This window comes from Saprospiraceae bacterium, assembly GCA_016710235.1.
Lineage (GTDB): Bacteria > Bacteroidota > Bacteroidia > Chitinophagales > Saprospiraceae > Vicinibacter.
Genome location: JADJLG010000001.1, coordinates 1,623,495 through 1,644,665, shown reverse-complemented (window position 1 = coordinate 1,644,665; position 21,171 = coordinate 1,623,495). Strand labels below are relative to the sequence as shown.

The window sequence follows — 21,171 nt, the reverse complement described above, 5'->3', positions numbered from 1 at the left end:
CAGGCGTGATTCATCGCTGTTTTTACATTTTTTTTAAAAAATTTCTATTTTCTGGATTGATTGATTTTAATCGCCACCAAAGAATCAATAGGATCGTTTGGTTCCAATATAGCATATCTCTTGACATTGTTGATAGTCATTTCATCCAGAATATCTACGGTATTTTTCAATTTTGATTTTGGTAATGGTTTGATCATGACAAAGAGATCTTCTCTATTTCCCCACTGAGCCTGAACTTCATCTTGTCGTTGCTTGATCACTTTACGTATCCCGGTTGAGCCATAATCTACACTGTCTAAAGTCAGCTGAGTATTGGCATCAATCTCATCCGGTGAAACATACCAATATGCTTTATCATTTGACCCAAGCATGATAGTCAATGTTTTGGACATTTTGATCGGTGGTTCCTCTTCCTTTTTTTCGTCTTCTTCCTTGGCAGGTTTATTTACCTCCATAGTCTTAGGTTTATTGAAGGTAGTAGCTAGCATAAAAAATGTGATCAGCAGGAATCCAAGATCCACCATAGCTGTCAAATCGACACGCGTTGACATTTTTTCGACCGCGCCTTCTTGTGTCCTTTCTTCGCCCCGGATTCGGGTACATTCATTTCAGCCATAATTCTATTTTAATTTGAACAATGCTTTTTTAATAATAATTACTCCTGCTTGGAACGTGCTGAAGTGATGATATTGAATTTATTCACCTTTCGATTCTGCAGTGCCTGGATCAGCTTATCAAAGGATTTATACTCTGTAGTTTTATCACCTTTGATGGCGATGCGTAAGTTGTTGTTAGCTCTCCTGGAAAACAAGATCAAATCCTCCACTTGAGTTTCACCTCCTGTAGTATCAATCTTTAGTCCGGGCTGTTGAATGGCCGCTCTTTCATTTGGTTCTTTGTCCAAGAACGCTGGCAGTTCGCGAATATCCATACCCCAGATTTCAAGAAGTTTGAAAGCTTGTTTCTGTTTTTCGGATAAAGCAAGCTGATAGTTGGTAGACAAAGCGTCCAATAAAGCTAATCTTGTATTTTGGTCATCGAGACCGAAGAACAAGCGTCCATCAGGAGCAATCTGAAACATCATGATATCCTTATCCGGAATTGGAATTTGAGAAGTGGAAGGAGGAATATCAATCTGTACTGCCTCCTGAGGTCTGAATTTTGTCGTGAGGATAAAGAACGTCAACAACAAGAATGCCACGTCACACATAGCAGTCATGTCAATAGCCGTACTTTTCCGCGGGACTTTAACCTTTGGCATAGTCAGTTGGATTAATGATAGATTAAAATGGAATTAATGCTTAGCAGCAAAGTTTTGCGCGATCGTAAATCCCGCTTCATCTATGCCGTAAGTCAATCCATCTATCTTCGTTGTAAAATAATTGTATGCAATAATCGCAATAGCTGAGGTCGATATACCTAAAGCTGTGTTGATCAAGGCTTCAGAAATACCGGTAGAAAGCGCTACCGCATCCGGAGCACCTGCTGTTGCTATAGCTGAAAAGGCTCTGATCATTCCAAATACGGTTCCGAGAAGACCCATCAAAGTTGCAATCGATGAAATCGTTGCGAGAATGACGAGATTTTTCTCCAGCATTGGCAATTCAAGAGAGGTACTTTCTTCTATCTCCTTGCTGATGGCGAGTACTTTCTGATCTTTGTCCAGACCGGATGTCTTCTCCATTTCCTTGTATTTTACCAAGCCTTCGCGAATGACATTTGCTACTGAACCTTTCTGTTTGTCACATTCACCTATGGCCGCTTCAACATTGTTTCCGTCCAATAAATTTTTGACTTTACGTACAAATGCAGGAATGGAACCTTTACCATTGGCTACTCGTAATGTGATAAAGCGTTCGATGATTACACTAATGACTATAATCATCAATGCCATCAACACCGGTACCAAAATACCACCTTTGTACATCATACCAAGATAGTCTCCGGAATGAGGATGTTTTGTGTTGTCTCCACCTTCAAAGTGACTTGGGTCACCCAATATGAATTTGTAAATCAAGATCGCCACGATGAGAGCCAGAGGGATAAGAATGCTGGCAAACATGGTGCTAAACTTTCCGCTAGATGCTTGGGATGCGTTTTGATTGCTCATAAAATTGATTTAACCGAATTAGTAAATAAAAATTTAATTTGTTTGATGAATAAAAAATACTATCAATTTGAAATAATATTCTGCGAATGAACGAAAAATAAGATTTCCAGCCGTAATAATAAAACGTTTCGTCTAATAATTTGTGATCCTCCTTTGAAGAAAATATAAATTTTGTCACATTATAACTTATTGAGATATTTAAATATATCGTTTGTAAGTAGTTAGAAAAAATGAGTTTATATGATAAAAATGAATATTTGGGATTTGGTGAAATTATGCATTACAAATTGCCTCTCAAGGCTTGTTCCCGTTCGATGGCTTCAAACAATGCTTTGAAATTTCCCTTTCCAAAAGATTTGGCTCCTTTACGCTGAATGATCTCAAAAAATACGGTAGGTCTGTCTTGAAGCGGCTTGGTGAAAATCTGAAGCAAATATCCGTCCTCGTCCCTATCAACAAGAATATTTAGTTTTTTGACGTCTTCCAAGTCTTCCTCGATCATGCCGACTCTTTCCGGAACAGTCTCATAATAATTGTCCGGTACATGCAGAAATTCTACGCCATTGGATCTGAGTTGAACTACTGTCTTTAGAATATCATTTGTGATAATTGCAACATGTTGCACACCGGCACCTTTATAAAAATCCAGATACTCGTCGATCTGAGATTTTTTCTTGCCCTTGGCCGGTTCATTGATTGGAAATTTTACATAACCTGTACCATTGCTCACCACCTTGCTCATCAGGGCGGTATATTCTGTTGAAATATCTTTATCGTCAAAAGTGATTAAAAGTTTGAAACCGAGCACATCCTGATAAAATTTGACCCATTTGTTCATATCCCCAAGTTCCACATTTCCTACACAATGATCTACATAACGCAAACCGACTTCCTGACTTCTATGTATACCTGACACCTTTGGAACAAAACCCGGGAGGAAAATGCCCTGATAGTTTTTTCTTTCTACTAAGGTGTGGATCGTTTCACCATATGTACGGATGGCTGCCATTCTCACTACACCGTTGTCATCTTTTAAAGTGTAAGGCGCAAATGCAGATTCGGCTCCACGCTCCATAGCAAGATGATACGCACGATCACAGTCTTCAACTGTCAATGCCAGCACTTTGATTCCATCTCCGTGCCGTGCCACATGTTTTGCGATTTCGTGATCAGGTTCCAGCGCTGATGTCAAAATAAAGCGAATCCGATCTTGCTGCAAGGCATATGAGCAAAAATCCCTGTTTCCGGTCTCCGGTCCTTTATAAGCTACCAGATCAAATCCAAATGCGGTCTGAAAAAAATGTGCGCTTTGCTTAGCATTACCGACATAAAATTCAATAAAATCGGTTCCCAATATTGGGAAAGTATCTGTTGAGTTTGATTGAATGGCGATTTGACTTACTGTTTCCATTTGCTGAAATTTTATTTTAAAAAACAATAAAAGAGTAAATTCTCTTATATTACAAGAACAATAGAGATCAAAAGTAAGGTTTTGCAAAACGAAATAAGGCAATTGCACAGTATGAATTTCGATGTATTTTCAATTGCATTCATATTCAAACGGAAAGCTGTCATACATTTGGGACCGGTTGACAGATGAAACAAAAAGAATTTCAGATTTGGCTCAGAACTCTTTCGATTACTAGAATCTCAAATCTGGTATCACTTTATTTATCATTTCAGCTCTCTAAACTATTGAGGCGTCCAATGATGATAGGCCAGCCTGCTTTCATCTCTATCGAGCCAACTACAGCCTGCAACCTCAGATGTCCGGAATGTCCATCAGGCTTAAGAAAATTTGACAGACCGACAGGAAACATGAAGCTGGATCTGTTCGAAAAGATATTAGGGGCTATTGGTAAACAGCTGATTTCGATTCATTTTTACTTTCAAGGTGAACCGTATATCCATCCCGATTTTCTCAAAATGATCCAAAAAGCAAAAAATCAGCGAATCATGTCCATCTGTTCTACCAATGGGCATTTCCTGGATTCTGAAACGTCTAAAGCTACAGTTCAATCCGGTTTAGACAAACTCATAATCTCTATTGACGGGACAAGTCAGGAAGTTTATGAACAATACAGAGTTAGTGGCAATTTGAATCAGGTCATTGAAGGTGTAAAACAGGTAGTCGAGTGGAAACGGAGGTTAAAAAGCAAGACGCCCTACCTGATCATACAGTTTCTGGTCGTGAGACCAAATGAACACCAGATTGGTGAAATTCAAGATATGGGCATGCGTCTGGGCGTCGATGAAGTCAAACTAAAGACTGCACAAATCTATGATTATCACAACGGCTCAGCCTTGATCCCTGAACAGGATCTGTATTCAAGATATGCTCGACAAACGGATGGAAAATATCAAATTAAAAATGACCAGTTGAACCAATGCTGGAGAATGTGGAGCGGATTTGTTGTATGCTGGGATGGCAGGGTCGTGCCCTGTTGTTTTGACAAAGATGCACAGCATCAGTTATTCAAGTTTCCTGATTCATCTATGCGGGAAGGTTGGAAATCGGTTGCTTACGTGGATTTCAGACAGAGATTGCTCCGCAGTCGATCCGAAATTAACATTTGCCAAAACTGTACAGAGGGCACTAAAGTGTGGATTTGAGAGATAATCCAAAGTTTTTCAAGCGATTATATAGAAAATCTCTTTAAAAATTTGCCTGTGTAAAAGACATTTCAGAAATTTGCATCTGATCCGACTTGGCGATATTATATTATTTTTTTTATTATATATATATTTTTTTAATTTGTGATCCTAATAGAAAGGTCATATAAATTTTTTACATATATAATATTTATAAATGTATTAAATCAATTTTGGGTCTAGGTAGGTAAGAAAACAAACAAAAATGAACCATCAACAGATTTTTTATAAGGCGATCATACAAGGTAACTTGGAATTCGGGAACGAAAAGTCCTATTCCAAGATTCAGACTTTGTACACGCAACGTATGGAGACATTGTACAAGAAGGACGTGATCTTTAAGAATCCGGAAGCTCTCTTTATTCCCGAAAGTTATCGTCTTCAGCTTGGTCGCCATATCTGTAACACATCTGAAAAATCATGGAAAAACACCATATCTCTTCTGGAATACTGCGCACAGTTTTCATTCTCAGGCACAATTAATGCCTGGCTTACTGACAATGGTAAAATTCTGCAGCACTTTGCGATAGAGCCTATGGGAGAAAAATCCATGGTCACTCTCTACCAAGAAGGAAAAAAATTATCCGAGCAAATCGGTTCTGAGGAAGAGGCGATCAAACTTTTCACAGAGGCAATAGAAAAATACGACAGGCATAGTCAAGCATATGAGAAGCGAGGATACATGAATTATCATTTGAAAAATTACGATGATGCGATCTATGATTTCAAAAAAAGCATCCATATAGATGATATGAACGCATCAGCATATTATGGCTTAGGACGAGCATATGCTATCAAGAATCAGTGGAATGAAGCCATACAAAATATGGAAGAAACCTGCAAACACTCGGTTGCACTCCAACCATTGTACTGGACTGCCAGACGATTCAAAGCTCAATGCCATATGGAGTTGAATGATTATGAAAGAGCTTCTGCTGAATACAAGCTGTTCACCACACGTCAATACGGTAAAACCGATCCCAATTACAAGCATCTGCCAATGGCTTGGTTCAACTATGGCAAATGCCTGTTTGCCATAGGAAGATTGGACGATGCTCTGGAGGCATTTGACCAGAGTTTAAGTTTTCAGGAGGATCCAAACGGAGGTGTACCAAAAGCAACGTTATTGACCCATAGGGGGATAGCCCGCAAAGCGGCCGGCTTGCCGGATTATATTGTGGATTTGCGCAGAGCATCTGAGCTGGGATCAGAAACAGCTGCACGGATACTGGCAGAGACGGTCTAAACGTTATCAGATTATTGAATTTATTATCTCAGCCTCACATTTTATTATCATGTCTAATCGGACAGTGATCTGGACTTTTTTCAAAACAATACTCTTCCTGATATGGAGTGTGGACATGTGCTTTTCACAGGAGTTTGTGCTGACAAAAGATGCAGCTCCCAAGGTTCAAAAAATGCTTCTAAAAGCGAACCAACTTTACCAACAAAATAAGTATCCAAAAGCCATAAGTCTGTATAGAAAAGCCCTGGATGCAGAGCCTAAGTTAGTGGAAGCAGAAATCAAATGGGCTTCAATTTGTTTTGACTTAGAAGATTATAATTGTGCTGAAACACATTTTGATCGAGCAATCAGTCTGGCCCCGGAATGGATGCCAAAAGTTTATTACACCCTCGCCTTATGCAACTACCGCAGCAGACACTATGACCGAGCAAAGCAAAACATGCATGCTTTTCTGATGAGGGAAACCAAGAATAAGGACTTGATCGACAAAGCGAATGAACTGTATCCGAATCTGGTATTTGCAGATTCGGCTGTGAGATATCCACTCCATATTGAATTAAAACCTGTCCAATCTCTGAATACCTATTATTCTGAATATCTACCTTCCCTTACTGCGGACGGTAAAACGATGGTATTTACAAGGAGGTTAAATATGGACAATGAAGATCTTTTTATCAGTCATCTTTCGGATACCGGCTGGACAGAATCACAGCCCATCAGGGAACTCAATACATTATTTAATGAGGGTGCGCCAACGATTTCGCCCGATGGCAAAACAATAGTCTTTACTTCATGTGACAGGAGGGAATCTTATGGCGGGTGCGACATGTTCAGATCAGAGTGGACTGAATCAGGCTGGGGGCCGGCTGTCAATATCAGCGATATACTGAATACTCCTTCGTATGAATCACAGCCCTGCTTTGCAGACAACGGCAAGACTATTTATTTCAGCAGCAATCGCAAAGGTACTCTGGGAGGAAGGGATATCTGGGTAAGCCAAATGTTGTCTGACCACAAATGGTCTGCACCGGAAAATCTGGGACCATCCATCAATACATCAGGCAATGATGAATGTCCGTTCATGCATCCAAATGGCAGAACTTTGTTTTTTAGTTCAGATGGTTGGCCCGGAATGGGGAAAGCCGATCTGTTTATGACAAATAAATCAGGTCCTCAAAGTTGGAGCAAACCTATCAATCTGGGCTATCCGATCAATAGTCCCTTGGTTGAATCAGCGATCATGGTGGATTATACAGGAATGAATGCATATATCGCCAGTGACAGGGCTTATGATAAACCTGGTGATTTGATGTCGGCTAAAATCAAAAATCTCGACATCTATCAATTTGAATTACCAGCCTCTATCAGACCAGCTGCAGCAAGCTATGTTTTGGTGAGAATCACAGATGCAAAAACCAAAGAAGTATTGCAAGGACTACTGCATATTCAGGATATAAACTCTCATAAAACGGTCTATAAAGCTTTCTCTGACAAAAAAGGTGTCTCTCTCGTTGCACTCGAACCTTCAAAAAAATATGCCATCCACGTCGAAAAAGAAAACTACACATTTGAAAGTTTTTATTTCGAAACCGCAGACAGCTCTCGAGTAGGAAAACCCAAAATTATTGATGTAGAATTGAAACCGATTTTGCAAATCGAATCCAAGGTCATCGTATTGCGAAATGTATTTTTTGAATCTGGCTCTGCACAATTATTATCCGACAGCTATTTCGATTTGGACAGATTGGCCAAATTTCTCAATGACAATCCAAAAATAAAAATACTCATTACAGGTCATACAGATGATGTAGGAACAGAAACGGATAATCAGCAACTCTCAGTAAACAGATCTGCATCAGTTGAAAACTACCTCATCAGCCATGGAATTGACCCTCAGCGCCTTCAACATGAAGGGAAAGGAGAATCTGCTCCAATTGACATCAACTCCACCGAAGAGGGCAGACAAAACAACCGACGTGTAGAAATTCATATACTCAATCCATGAGCCGAAGAAAAACCAACAGAATAGAAGAAGTCGAAGTAACCGGAATAGCCCACAAGTCTTATGTGGTCGGAAGAACGGATGAAGGCTTGGTTGTCTTTACAAAAAATGCACTCCCGGGTGATCGTGTCCGAGTCAGCTTAAATAAAAAAAGGAAAGGCATATTTGAAGGTAAAGTAACCAATAGAATTTTCTCCTCTCCCTGGAGAGTAGAGCCCGTTTGTTCTCACTATGGTGTTTGTGGTGGTTGCTCAATGCAAGATCTATCGATAGAAGAGCAGTTGCGACAAAAATCAAAACTGGCGCTGGATGCATTCCAACGCATTGCAAAAATCAGCGACTTCGAATTTGAGCCAATATTAGCCTGTTTAGCTCAATATGCTTATAGAAATAAAATGGATTTTACTTTCGCACCTGACAGATGGAAAACGAAAGAAGAGTGGGAGTCTGAAGACAAAACCAACACTTTACCGGCATTAGGATTTCACAGACCGGAGTCATTCCACAAAGTGGTGCACATCCATCAGTGTCATCTCCAAATTTCAATATCAAACCAAATTCGAAATTTTGTTTGGAGTTTTGCTATTGAAAATAATTGGACATTTTACAATATCAAAAGGCATGAAGGATGGCTAAGAAATTTAATGATACGCACCAATCGAGAAGGTAAAGCGATGCTCATACTTTCTGTCAACCAAGAAGATAAAGAAAAAATAAAATCATTATTTGAAGCATTAAAATTAAAGTTTCCGGAGGTTGTCTCTTTGTTCTATACGATAAACTCAAAACTAAATGATGCCTGGTCTGATTTGGATATGATTCACTACAGTGGTGCAAAATATCTACAGGAATCATTGGATCATGTAAATTATTTCATTAGTCCAAAATCATTTTTCCAAACCAACACTTCACAAGCAGAAAGATTATATCGCATAGTCAAAGAATATGCAGAACCCAATCCAAATGAAGTAATCTATGATTTGTATTGTGGTGTGGGAAGTATTGGACTCTATTTGGCTAAAGACGCCAAAATGATAATCGGCATAGAACAAATCGAAGAAGCGATCGAAGATGCCAAATACAATGCCAATCATAATGCGCTGAGCAATTGTCATTTTTTTGCTGGAGATACAAAAAAAGTCCTTCAAGCAGATTTTTATACAAAATATGGAAAGGCGGATACTGTAATCCTGGATCCACCCAGGTCAGGGCTTCATGATGCGGTAATACAACAAGTTCTTGAACTCGCTCCCCAAAAAATAGTGTATGTCAGTTGCAATCCTGCAACCCAAGCTCGTGATATTTCTATGTTGGAATCAGCCTATAAACTCACAAAGCTCCGACCTGTTGATATGTTTCCAAATACACATCACGTAGAGTCGGTCGCACAATTGATTAAAAAATGAAAAAAGTCAATATAGAAGCTTTCCTGGATTTAGAAAATGATTTGCGTAGATATCGGAAAGCATTACATGAAGCTCAGGATATAATGCTGGCACAGGAAATCAGTCTATTTCCTATTTTTATCATGCATCAACAAGAACTTGAGATGGGAGTACCGCTCATAGTAGCAGGTCCGGCGACAGGGATATGGTCAGTACATGCGTCGAGCCTGGAAGAATTTGTAGTAAAAAATATCATTTTACCTGAGAAAATTGATGAATTCAAAAAAATATACCAAGATCACGACCATCATCTTTGCCTGTTTGTATTATCTGAAATGGGAGCACAATTTATTTACTTCCCCCTTGAAGAAGAATTGAGAAAAAAATATGAACACCTCAATTGATCTCCATCTCATGCGCCAAATTGTTTTTGACGATGAAAAACTTCTCGAAGAAATGATTGGCGAATGGATTGCTGATACAGAATCGAGAGTAATTCAAATGGATTTACATTTCCGTGAAAAGAATCAACTGATTTTCAAAAATCTCCACGATCTGAAAACAAATCTAAGCATGATTAGCTGTCATGATCTTGTTCAAAAATGCCAACTCATGATTGACACCTCTGTTTCAACAGAAAAGCTAATGGATGAAAAGGCCTGGTCCGAATTGCTCCATGAAATCAACCAACTTATTGAAATGATGAAAATGAAAATTGTATAAATTTATTTGCGCACGATTTTTATTTCATCTGATTTTTATTGATTAATCATTTATTTTCAACCTGCATACGAAAAAATGCAGAGCTTGAATTTGAAAGATTCAAAGCAGATTGAGCTGAAACCGCAAAACGATCAACACTCACCTTGAACCCGAATTTTACGGTTGAAGATCTATTGGCAACCAAATTGAAAACAACATCTGGTTTAATATAAAATACACCGTTGTTTAATAATAAGGTCTATTATGTAATTCATTTTATACTTTTACTCATTTACCTCTAACAACACACGTAGATGGCAATGATTGGGTTAAATTCTTACAAAAAAAAGGTCCAAAGAACAATCTTCGGACCTTTTACAGATATCTCTGTTAAATCGTTTTAATCCAATTTGATAAAGTCATTTGAAGTTGCAGGTCGAGGTGTATCCACGCCTTTAGTTCTTACAACTTTGTAATTTTCATAACCTGCGCGCACACCTTTTGCCTCCCAGTCAACTTTATAGTTTCCTGTACCTTTTCTCAATTCCTTTACGCGGAATCCTTTCGATGTCTTTTCAATAACAGCCAGGCCTTCTGAATCTGCGGATAGCGGAGTCATTTGTACAGTTAATGTACTAGGATTGATCACGTTTTCAAAATGATCTGAGAATGGAACAAACGCTTCGCCATTTACCAATGTAAAAGTTCCTCTCTCATAAGCGCCTGCTTCAGGACCTTCCAAGCTGGCATACCAGATTTCCTTTGTAGGGTCCTTTGGATGATCCATCCAGAAATTCTTAACGTTGGCATTGACGATTGATTTTGATCCATCCCAATAAATTCCCCCAACAAGTTGTTGAGGATTTGTTGGGTTAAATAAACCGACATAAGGCACTAATACATTATTTACGATTGCTGCAGTCAAAGCACCACCTGGTCTACCACCGATAGCATTTGCAACAGTTCCAAGGCCTCCTTGGGCTGAAATATATGCAGAAGTAACATTGACCGGAGTATTGCCATTCAAGGCTAAACTTGTCACATTCATAAAGGAAAGCGGGTTGATAATAGTACTATTTGGGGCAGGGAAAACGAAGTTGCCTCCTACACGCATAAAGAACATGGTGTCTTTATCTTTTCGCAAGTAGTTCTGAACATATCTGCCATTCTGATATCCTTGGATTGAATTCCCCCAAGCATATTTGTCCAAGTTAGTTGAATTGTCTGGAAAATATTCTTCTGAATTGGTGATGCCGAGAGAATTTAACTTGTATGCTGTTCCTGTTCCAAAATTTAATGTAAAGTTGGAAGGGCTGAATTTTATAAATGCATTGGGATTAAATTGGTGCGTCAGATCTGAAGCAGTCTTTACCCAAATTGTGCTACCTAATCCACCTAGCTTCACAGAACCACCACTTTTGGACAGGCTTAAAATACTGTTGACAGTATCCAATGCAAGTACTTGAATTTCATTTGTCACATCTGCATCCGCATCATTCTTGAGTGGAGTAAGGTCAACGTTATTGCCTTGGGAGATTGTCAATTTGTTGGTTGCATTATCAAAAGCGAGTTGCTGTATCTCGTTTGTAGGACTTGGGTCCGTATCTCCCGGAACAGAACCTGCTTTTGCTGCATAAACAGCAATGGGGACTGCCAATATTGGAGAATTGCCCATGTTGAGATAAGAGGTGCCTCCTGCAGGATCCATCTCTACTTTGAGCTGATAACCCGGAACGCTCCAGTCTATAGTGCTGCAACTTCCTTGCGGATTTTGTCCAGAGCATATGTTTACACTAAAGATACCAAGCTCTGATGTTCTGGTAAGAAATGTTTCTGAATACACAGCAACATTACTTGAATTGAGAATGGTCATTTTCAGTCCTACAGAAACATTGGTTAGAGCCACATTCTGCGAATTGCGAGCTACACCTTGATACTTAAATGAAGGTACTGTTTGTGCCACAAGCAATCCTGCAAAACCGGCACACAACAGGGTTAGTAGAAATCTATTCATTTTTAAAAGTTTGTTTTTGAAAGATTAATATTTTTCGATTTTATAAGTTTTTACTTCAGAGTTTTTGACAAGCTGCATAATATAGGTTCCCGCAACCCAAGAACTGATGTCCACGCTATGTGTGCCGTTTGCATATTGTAACTGATTATTCACTTTGCCGTCAATGCCCAATACTTTTACTTGAATTGTTTCTCCTGTTTGGTTGTCCAGTGTGAGTTGTGTAGAAGCTGGATTTGGATATAAATTCACTCCTTGAAGTTCAGGTGAATTGGTATAAACGCCTACATGCTGAAGCTTATACTGTTGAAAACCCTGTTGGAGGTTGATGTCACCATTCACCAACAATTCTGAAACGATCTCACCAAAAGTGAAATCCAAATTGTACCCTCCGGACTTGCCAAACCCACCGGCATTAGCAAAAACAGTAGCACCGATATACTGTGCCTGGGATGTGTTCATGAGTGCTACAATCATAAATGCAGTCAGGTATAAATACTTCATCTGTTGAATTTTTGCTAAGTTAACAATAATTTCACACTCTATCCATAAAATTCATGCCACAATAAGCATATTTATAGGATTTATATTTAAAACATTGATTTATAAGCAAATACACATTAAACTTCAAGTTCTTTAACGGAACCATTGTATTTTGTAAGTAGTGCTTCACAAGCCAGGTTGATGAGTTCATATGATCTTTCAAAACTGTTGTCATAATATGGGTCAGGTACAAAAGAAAAAGGTGGATCCGGAGCAAAATCCATAAGTAAATAAACTTTATCACGGGAATATGGGGGAGCTAATTTGGTGACGGTATGATAGTTCATGTCATCCATGACACAGATGAGGTCAGCATCCAGAAAATCATCAGGAGTAATTTTCCTGCTGATCTGATTTGATATATCAATACCATGAGTAGCAGCACATTTTATTGCTCTCGGATCAGGAGATTCACCATCATGATAGCCATTTGTACCCGCTGAATCTACTTTCCAGCTCAAACCTCGTTCGAATAGTTTCTGTTCTAACACACCCTGAGCCATTGGTGATAGGAATATATTGCCAAGGCAAACCATCAATACTTTCATGTTGTAAAAATATCTTAAGCTTTTGGTATGTTCAAAACGGCTGGAAAACTTGATGAAAAAAGAACTGTTGCGAAGGAAAATATCTGAAAATTTTCTGCAGTGCTAAGGGCTAAATGAAACAAGATACTCAATCAACCAATTTATTAGCAGTGTGCGAATGAGAGGATTTATCTACATTAGCGGTGATGCCTGAATTGAGTATAGTCATAATTGCAAAAAACGAAGTCGAAAATCTCCGCAGATTACTCCCTGAACTCAGGACTGTGTCGTCCGACATTCTGGTGGTTGACAGTGGCAGCACAGATGGCACTGCTGATCTTGTTAAAAACTTGATGATAGGGCTCGTTGAGACAGCTTGGCTAGGCTACGGCTCCACTAAAAACCTCGGCAATCAAAAAGCTAAAAATGATTGGATATTGAGTCTGGACTCAGACGAAATCCCTGATAAAAGAATGATTTCTGAACTTATTACGATTACTAAATCTAAGCATGAGCTTTCTGCTGATACCATATTCCTGCTGAAAAGAAATTTATATTATTGCAAACGCAAATTAAATTTTGGAGGTGTCGGAGACGAGTGGCGGCCAAGAATTTTCAACCGCCGTCATGCCTTCTGGGACGATAAACTTGTCCATGAAGAGTTGACTGCATTGGGCCCTAGTTCATATAAAAAACTACCGGGAAATCTCAAACATTATTCATTTGGGTCGCGATTAGAACATCGAATAAAAATGGACCGATATGCTCAATTTTCAGCCCGCGAAATGTATCAAAAAAATAAAAAAGCCAATTTTCTTAAATTGTATCTCAATCCGACATTTCAATTTCTTAAAAATTACATTATTAAGTTCGGTTTTTTAGATGGTGTGGCTGGTCTCACCTTTGCTTATGAAAATGCAAGATATGTCTATCTCAAGTACAATTACCTTAAAGATCTAGAAAAGAATTGATTATACGAACACATGTTTGAGGAACTAATTTTGAAATCCAATCATTATTTATGAAAAAACAAATCCCTGCAAATGGAAGTTCTTACAATACTCTCTGTCGCTTTAGTCGCTCTCATATTGTTCACAGGAATCGTGACGGTCAATCAAGGTACTGTTGCTGTACTCACTATGTTTGGAAAATACTCCAGGGTACTCAGGCCAGGTCTCAATCTAAAAATTCCGATTCTTGAATCTGTTTACAAGCGAATTTCTATTCAAAACAGATCCGTTGAGTTAGAATTTCAAGCTGTAACTGCAGATCAGGCTAATGTCTATTTCAAATCCATGCTATTGTACAGCGTATTGGGAAATGAAGAAGAGACGATTAAAAACGTAGCCTTCAAATTTATCAGCGAGAGAGATTTTATGCAAGCACTTGTACGCACAGTAGAGGGTAACATCAGGGCCTTTGTGGCTACTCGAAAACAAACTGAAATCCTTGGTCTTCGAAAAGATATCGTCGATTTTGTTAAAAGCCATGTTGACTCCATTCTAGAAGACTGGGGTTATCATCTTATGGATTTGCAGATCAATGACATTACCTTTGACAAAGCCATCATGGAATCCATGAGTCGGGTGGTTGCTTCAAATAATCTCAAGGCAGCCGCAGAAAATGAAGGTCAAGCACTTCTCATCACAAAAACCAAAGCAGCTGAAGCTGAAGGAAATTCAATCAAAATTGCAGCAACTGCAGAAAGAGAAGCTGCAATGTTGCGTGGACAAGGTGTTGCATTGTTCCGTGAAGAAGTAGCAAAGGGAATGACTCAAGCTGCAGAACAAATGAAGCAGGCTAACCTTGATACAAATGTGATATTGTTCAGCATGTGGACAGAAGCAGTAAAATATTTTGCAGAAACATCAAAAGGAAATGTCATCTTCTTAGATGGTAGCGCTCAAGGAATGGAAAAAACTATGAAACAAATTCAAGCCATGATGCTCAATAAATCAATGGACAACGAATAAGATTTTTATCGTAAAAATTTTTCCTTCAATTTTAATAGCTAAAGGCATACCCAAAGACTTTTCTGTGGTGCATAGTTGATTATACAACACAGAATGAGGCGTACCGTAAAAAGCTTTAAAGAGTTATAACTGACTAAAGAACAACGAAATTCAGTGAAGTAGAATGAAATGTTGAATTCCATTCAAGCTGGCTTGTGCGCAATATGAGCGTTTTGGAATGGCCCTTAATTCGACGATGTATTTGGAACTTGTTTTTCTTCGCTTGTATTCCAAATTTCACGGTAAATTTTCCAAGTTTCGCCTTCTTTTTTCCATAAAGTAAGAAACTTGCCAATGTCCAAAAGTTGTCCCAGCTTACCATACATTTTGTACTCACCTTCTTCTGTGATCTGAAATTCGTTGCCCTGGATTTTAATTTGGTCAAATTGGATCTTCATACCACGATTTTCCCCATTGGAATAAAAGAAACTCGTAATTCCCGGTATCCCACAAATACGTGGCTGTCCGGGAGGAAAAATACACGCATCAGTAGTATATCTGGATTGTAATGCTTCAGGAATGGATGCCGAAAATCTCTCGTTGTATTGTGTATTTTGTCGTCCGATAAACGACTTGACTTCATCCAGTGAAAACGACTTCACATGTTGATTGGAATTACATCCTGTCCAAATACATGCAAAGCTTAAAAATATCAACGACCAACAAAAGTTTACTTTCAAGTGAGATTGGAATAATAATGATTGATTTAATGCCGCCATAATTTTATAATATTTTCAAAAATATCAATTCATGATCGAACCCAACCATTTTTTTTGTTCATCAGAATTCCAAGATTTTCGCAGTGCATAATCCTTTGCCTGATCTTCCATGATTTCGCTAATCCCAAAGTATTTAGCCTCAGGGTGGCTAAAATACCAGCCGCTTACTGAAGCTGCCGGCCACATTGCTTTTGATTCAGTTAATTTTATTTCAGTGTTCTCCTGTACCTGCAATAATTTCCATATCAAGTCCTTTTGTGTATGGTCCGGACATGCTGGATAACCAGGAGCCGGACGTATCCCCACATAATCTTCATGAATGAGCTCTTGATTTGATAGTTTTTCACCCGGACTATAGGCCCAAACTTGCGTTCTGATGTAATGATGCAAATACTCAGCACATGCTTCAGCTGCTCTATCTGCCAGTGCCTTTATTAAAATTGCTTTGTAATCATCATTTTCTGCCTCATATTTTTTTACCAGCTCATCTACACCAAATCCTGCACTGACAGCAAATGCTCCTATATAATCAGTTTTTTTTGAGCTTTCAGGGGCAATAAAATCACTTAAGCAAAAATTCGCTTGTCCTTCAGTTTTATGAACTTGTTGCCTGAGCTGTGGTATTATTAAACGATTACCCGAATTTTGGATTGCAATGATATCGTCGACTTCAGCGTAAGCTTGGAATATGCCGAAAACAGCTCTGGCCTTGATTTGCTTAGCTTCTTTCAGCTCATTCCAAACCTTAATAGCATCAGCGTGCAAAGATCTCGCTTCTTTTCCTACAACCGCATCTTCCAGTATTTCCGGGTATTTTCCTGCCAGTTCCCAACTCTGGAAAAAAGGAGTCCAGTCAAAAAAAGCTTCCAGTGTATCCAGCTCAATATTTTCAATTACTTGAACACCAATCTGCTTAGGTACAGGTGGTAGGTACTCTGCCCAATTTGTTTTGAATGCATTTGCCCGTGCAGATTCCAGGTCGAGCATCTTTTTCAGTGACTGTCTGTTGGCTCTTTGTACCCTTACCCTTTCATAATCTTCCCTTACAGAATTGATAAAATTCTGCCTGTGATCATCATCCTTGCTCAGTAACGCAGAAACAACACCGACGGCGCGAGAAGCATCCAGCACATGAACCACAGGTTGTAGGTATTCTTTTTCCACTTTAATTGCTGTATGTAATTTTGAGGTAGTAGCGCCACCAATCAAAAGTGGAATTTTCATTTCTCTCTTCTGCATTTGTGATGCTGCATACACCATTTCATCCAGACTCGGTGTAATCAATCCACTCAAACCGACTATATCTGCTCCAATTTCCAATGCGGTATCCAGAATCTTATCGCAGGGCACCATCACACCTAGATCAATTATCTCATAATTATTACAGGAAAGAACAACGCCTACAATGTTTTTTCCAATATCATGTACATCACCTTTGACAGTAGCCAGTAGAATCTTTCCTTTGCTCCGGTTCTGGCCTGTCTTTTCTTGCTCCATAAGTGGAGTTAACCAAGCTACAGCTTGCTTCATGACCCGCGCAGACTTCACTACCTGAGGCAAAAACATCTTACCAGAGCCAAATAGATCTCCTACCTCATTCATACCATCCATCAACGGCCCTTCAATAATTTGGAGCGGACTCTCATAATGATTGAGAGCTTCGCCAACATCTGCGACAATATATTCTGAGATTCCTTTTACCAATGCGTGTTTTATGCGAAACTCTATGGGAGATTGCCTCCATTCCAGATTGGCAACAGCTTTTTGAGCGGATTTATTTTTTAAGGATTCGGCATAAACTGTCAGTCTTTCGGTAGCATCAGGTCTTCTATTAAACAAGACGTCTTCGACATATGTGAGCAGATCTTTATCAATTTGATCATATACTTCAATTTGTCCGGCATTGACGATACCCATATCCATTCCGGCTTGAATTGCATGATACAAAAATGCCGAATGCATGGCTTGGCGAATGACTTCGTTTCCCCTGTATGAGAAAGATAGATTGCTGACGCCACCGCTTATCTTAACACCAGGACAAAGTGCTTTAATCCTACTGGTAGCCTCAATAAATTGGATGGCATATTCGTTATGTTCTTCTATACCTGTAGCTACGGCAAAAATATTGGGATCAAAAATGATGTCTTCGGGAGGAAAGCCCACTTGTTCCGTTAAAATTTTGAAAGCCCGTGTACAAATATCAACTCTCCTCTGGAGTGAATCCGCTTGCCCGGCTTCATCAAAGGCCATCACCACTACTGCAGCGCCATACCTGCGAACTTTTTTCGCCTGGTCCACAAAGCGTTCTTCTCCCTCTTTCAATGAAATTGAATTGACTATAGATTTGCCTTGAAGGCACTTCAGTCCTGCTTCAATCACTTCCCATTTTGAGGAGTCAATCATCACCGGGACTTTGATGATATCGGGTTCTGAGCTGATCAAATGCAAAAAATCCTGCATGGCTGTGACACCATCCAGAAGACCCTCGTCCATATTGATATCAATGATTTGTGCTCCTGCCTCTACCTGTTGTAAGGCCACGCTAAGAGCTTCTTCCATATTGCCACCCAAGATGTGACGCGCGAAAGCCTTTGAACCCGTGACATTAGTCCTTTCACCTACGTTGACAAATTTGATCTCAGGGCGAAAACTAAAAGATTCCAATCCCGAAAGTTGCGTGAGAGAAGGCTTGTTAATGGACCACTTGCGGGGAGGAATGCCTTGTATGGCGCGTTTCATACAACGGATATGGTCAGGTGTGGTTCCGCAACATCCTCCGACTATATTGACATAGGAGGATTGAGCAAAATCGCGAATGAATGTTTCCATTTCTTCCGGCCCCTGATCATATGCTCCCAATTCATTTGGAAGTCCGGCATTTGGATAAGCACTGACGAGACAGTCTGCTATCCGCGACAACGATTGAAGGTGAGGCATCATTTCTTTGGCTCCTAGCGCGCAATTGAGGCCGATAGAAAATAGTTCTCCATGTTTCATAGACACATAAAAAGCCTCTACTGTCTGTCCGGAAAGCGTTCTCCCACTTGCATCGGTGATCGTGCCGGAAATCATCACCGGCATCCGTAACTGCCTCTCCTCCAGCAATTCTTCGATGGCGTAAAGGGCTGCTTTACCATTGAGCGTATCAAAAATGGTTTCTACCAGTAGTATATCTGCACCGCCATCGATGAGACCGCGAGCCTGTTCTCTATATGCCATCTTGAGTTCGTCGAAATAAATAGAACGAAAACCAGGTCTGTTCACGTCGGGGGACAAAGATGCTGTTCTGTTGGTAGGCCCGAGTGCACCCGCTACAAATTTGAATTCTCCGGGATGTTCTTGTCTATATTCGTTGCAGGCCTGTCGGGCTAATTGAGCAGAGAAAAGGTTCATTTCATAACTCAAATCCTGGAGTTTGTAGTCAAGCTGAGATATCGAATTGGCGTTGAATGTATTTGTCTCAATAATGTCTGCTCCAGCTTCTAAATATCTCTTATGGATAGAGAGAATAATGTCCGGCCTGGTGATAGACAATAGGTCGTTATTCCCTTTGAGATCCTGGGGATGTTCTTTCCATCTCTCCCCTCTGAAATCATACTCTTTCAACTGATACTGTTGGATCAGAGAACCCATCGCACCATCCAGCAACAAAATGCGTTGAGATGCTAAATCACGAAGAAGGTCGATGGTAGTCATACAGTCAGTTTAAATGATCATGAATCAAATAGAGTAAAGCAAAACAGCTATGGTTTGTTTTTGTAAAAATGCGGGAAGCAATGTAGTTAAATACCGCTCAGTGCCTAACAATCCAACGCAATCCTGTTTCAGGACGAAAATTAAGCATAGTTACACCCTTATTTAAAAATTTCTCCTTACAGAAAATTCCAAACTCAATGAAAGGATTAAAAGATAAACCCAAAAAGATTTTCTAAAATCAAAACATTAAAATTAACTGCTTGCAATCTTTATTAAAATGGATTCCCCGACATTTCAGAAAAGTTGAAATATGAGCCGGGCTGCCCGAATTTGAACTATTGAAATGCATTAAAACCTGTCACATCCATTCCTGTTATGAGTAAATGAATGTCATGTGTACCTTCGTAGGTGAGAACTGTTTCCAAATTCATCATATGTCTCATGATTGGGTATTCGTTTGTGATGCCCATACCACCAAAAATCTGTCGCGCTTCTCTGGCAATCTGGAGAGCCATGTTGACATTATTTCGTTTTGCCATCGAAATCTGGGCAGGTGTCGCCTCGGATTTATTAGCTAGCGACCCCAATCTCCAAGCCAGCAACTGAGCCTTTGTGATTTCTGTAATCATTTCAGCCAGTTTTTTCTGGGTCAACTGGAATGCGCCAATGGGTTTACCAAACTGAATCCGCTCTTTGGAATACTTTAATGCGCAATCATAACAATCCAGAGCTGCACCAATAGCTCCCCAAGCGATGCCATAGCGCGCCTTGGAAAGACAGGACAAGGGACCTTTCAAACCTTTTACATTTGGGAATACCTGAGATTTCGGAACTCGTACGTCCTCGAAAACCAGTTCACCCGTGATAGAAGCGCGCAAAGACCATTTTCCGTGGATTTCAGGAGCAGAAAACCCTTTCGCATCTTTTTCTACAACCATTCCCAGTATATCTCCTTGTTCATCTTTTGCCCAAACCACTGCCAGATCGGCGACCGGCGAATTGGTAATCCACATCTTCGAACCATTGAGGACATAGGCGTCTCCATCATCTACAACTCGAGTGACCATTCCAGCCGGATTGGAGCCAAAATCTGGTTCAGTCAAGCCAAAACAACCTATAAATTCACCCGATCCAAGTTTGGGTAGGTACTTCAATTTTTGTTCTTCGGAAGCGTACTTATATATGGGATACATGACGAGAGAGCCTTGAACTGATGCCATTGAGCGGATACCACTATCGCCCCTTTCGAGCTCCTGCATGATCACACCATATGCTATTTCATCCATGCCGCCACCTCCGTACTTGACAGGCAAGCTTGGCCCGAAAGCACCAATATCTGCCAGCCCTTTGAACAAGTGAGTGGGGCAACTGTGCCTATCTGAGTAATCTTCTATGATAGGACTAACTTCGCGCTTTACCCAATCCCTGACGGCTTGTCTTGCCATCAGATGATCTTCTGACAACAGTTGATTCAGCGCATAATAATCGTGTCCTTCGTAAGTATCTTCTCTGTGTTTCATCAGATTTAGATTTTGTGGGGCAAAAGTAAGTCAAATCAGGCAGAAG

General features: G+C 39.8%; 17 protein-coding genes and 1 pseudogene. 8 read left to right on the top strand and 10 right to left on the bottom strand.

All coding sequences use genetic code 11. The annotated features are described in order from the left end of the window. Window positions 1–44 precede the first annotated feature (44 nt). From IPI99_06785 to hppD, 4 genes and pseudogenes are all read right to left on the bottom strand, one after another. A pseudogene (locus IPI99_06785) lies at window positions 45–616 on the bottom strand (biopolymer transporter ExbD). Window positions 617–655: 39 nt separating this feature from the next. Next, complete coding sequence (locus tag IPI99_06780) at window positions 656–1,261, bottom strand: biopolymer transporter ExbD (protein ID MBK7340217.1); 606 nt, start codon at window positions 1,259–1,261, stop codon at window positions 656–658. 33 nt (window positions 1,262–1,294) lie between these two features. Continuing rightward, window positions 1,295–2,110, bottom strand: a complete 816-nt coding sequence (locus IPI99_06775; GenBank protein MBK7340216.1) for a MotA/TolQ/ExbB proton channel family protein — start codon at window positions 2,108–2,110, stop codon at window positions 1,295–1,297. A gap of 280 nt (window positions 2,111–2,390) precedes the next feature. Continuing rightward, window positions 2,391–3,521, bottom strand: a complete 1,131-nt coding sequence (hppD, locus tag IPI99_06770; GenBank protein MBK7340215.1) for a 4-hydroxyphenylpyruvate dioxygenase — start codon at window positions 3,519–3,521, stop codon at window positions 2,391–2,393. Between the two features lie 185 nt (window positions 3,522–3,706). On the opposite strand from hppD, the gene IPI99_06765 reads away from it, so the two are divergent. The 6 genes from IPI99_06765 (at window position 3,707) to IPI99_06740 (ending at window position 10,118) form a co-directional block, all read left to right on the top strand. After that, window positions 3,707–4,723, top strand: a complete 1,017-nt coding sequence (locus IPI99_06765; protein ID MBK7340214.1) for a radical SAM protein — start codon at window positions 3,707–3,709, stop codon at window positions 4,721–4,723. A gap of 244 nt (window positions 4,724–4,967) precedes the next feature. Further along, a complete protein-coding gene (locus IPI99_06760; GenBank protein MBK7340213.1) occupies window positions 4,968–6,008 on the top strand; it encodes a tetratricopeptide repeat protein in 1,041 nt (346 codons plus the stop codon). Window positions 6,009–6,057: 49 nt separating this feature from the next. After that, window positions 6,058–8,013, top strand: coding sequence for a PD40 domain-containing protein (locus IPI99_06755; GenBank protein MBK7340212.1), 1,956 nt, complete (start codon window positions 6,058–6,060; stop codon window positions 8,011–8,013). After that, window positions 8,010–9,416, top strand: a complete 1,407-nt coding sequence (gene rlmD, locus IPI99_06750) for a 23S rRNA (uracil(1939)-C(5))-methyltransferase RlmD (protein MBK7340211.1) — start codon at window positions 8,010–8,012, stop codon at window positions 9,414–9,416. The genes IPI99_06755 and rlmD overlap by 4 nt, the downstream gene beginning before the upstream one ends. Further along, a complete protein-coding gene (locus IPI99_06745) occupies window positions 9,413–9,799 on the top strand; it encodes a hypothetical protein (protein ID MBK7340210.1) in 387 nt (128 codons plus the stop codon). The genes rlmD and IPI99_06745 overlap by 4 nt, the downstream gene beginning before the upstream one ends. Further along, window positions 9,783–10,118 carry a hypothetical protein gene (locus IPI99_06740; protein ID MBK7340209.1) on the top strand — a complete coding sequence of 112 codons (336 nt, stop codon included), beginning with the start codon at window positions 9,783–9,785 and terminating at the stop codon, window positions 10,116–10,118. The genes IPI99_06745 and IPI99_06740 overlap by 17 nt, the downstream gene beginning before the upstream one ends. 379 nt (window positions 10,119–10,497) lie before the next feature. Here the strand turns inward: IPI99_06740 and IPI99_06735 are convergent, their stop codons facing one another. The 3 genes from IPI99_06735 to IPI99_06725 all read right to left on the bottom strand — a co-directional run bounded on the left by IPI99_06735 (window position 10,498) and on the right by IPI99_06725 (window position 13,199). Then, window positions 10,498–12,111, bottom strand: a complete 1,614-nt coding sequence (locus IPI99_06735) for a hypothetical protein (protein ID MBK7340208.1) — start codon at window positions 12,109–12,111, stop codon at window positions 10,498–10,500. A 24-nt stretch (window positions 12,112–12,135) separates the two neighbouring features. Then, entirely contained in the window at window positions 12,136–12,612 is a 477-nt protein-coding gene (locus IPI99_06730) for a T9SS type A sorting domain-containing protein (GenBank protein ID MBK7340207.1), read from the bottom strand. A 116-nt stretch (window positions 12,613–12,728) separates the two neighbouring features. Next, a complete protein-coding gene (locus IPI99_06725; protein ID MBK7340206.1) occupies window positions 12,729–13,199 on the bottom strand; it encodes a low molecular weight phosphotyrosine protein phosphatase in 471 nt (156 codons plus the stop codon). Between the two features lie 185 nt (window positions 13,200–13,384). On the opposite strand from IPI99_06725, the gene IPI99_06720 reads away from it, so the two are divergent. Then, window positions 13,385–14,149: a glycosyltransferase family 2 protein gene (locus tag IPI99_06720; GenBank protein MBK7340205.1), complete on the top strand. Its 765-nt coding sequence runs from the start codon at window positions 13,385–13,387 to the stop codon at window positions 14,147–14,149. Window positions 14,150–14,221: 72 nt separating this feature from the next. Continuing rightward, entirely contained in the window at window positions 14,222–15,151 is a 930-nt protein-coding gene (locus IPI99_06715; protein MBK7340204.1) for an SPFH domain-containing protein, read from the top strand. Window positions 15,152–15,375: 224 nt separating this feature from the next. On the opposite strand, the gene IPI99_06710 is transcribed toward IPI99_06715, so the two are convergent. From IPI99_06710 to IPI99_06700, 3 genes are all read right to left on the bottom strand, one after another. Continuing rightward, window positions 15,376–15,909: a DUF4440 domain-containing protein gene (locus IPI99_06710; GenBank protein MBK7340203.1), complete on the bottom strand. Its 534-nt coding sequence runs from the start codon at window positions 15,907–15,909 to the stop codon at window positions 15,376–15,378. Between the two features lie 24 nt (window positions 15,910–15,933). Further along, on the bottom strand, window positions 15,934–19,605 hold the full coding sequence (gene metH, locus IPI99_06705; protein MBK7340202.1) for a methionine synthase: 3,672 nt from the start codon (window positions 19,603–19,605) through the stop codon (window positions 15,934–15,936). A 335-nt stretch (window positions 19,606–19,940) separates the two neighbouring features. Then, window positions 19,941–21,125, bottom strand: coding sequence for an acyl-CoA dehydrogenase family protein (locus tag IPI99_06700; GenBank protein ID MBK7340201.1), 1,185 nt, complete (start codon window positions 21,123–21,125; stop codon window positions 19,941–19,943). Between the last annotated feature and the right edge of the window lie 46 nt (window positions 21,126–21,171).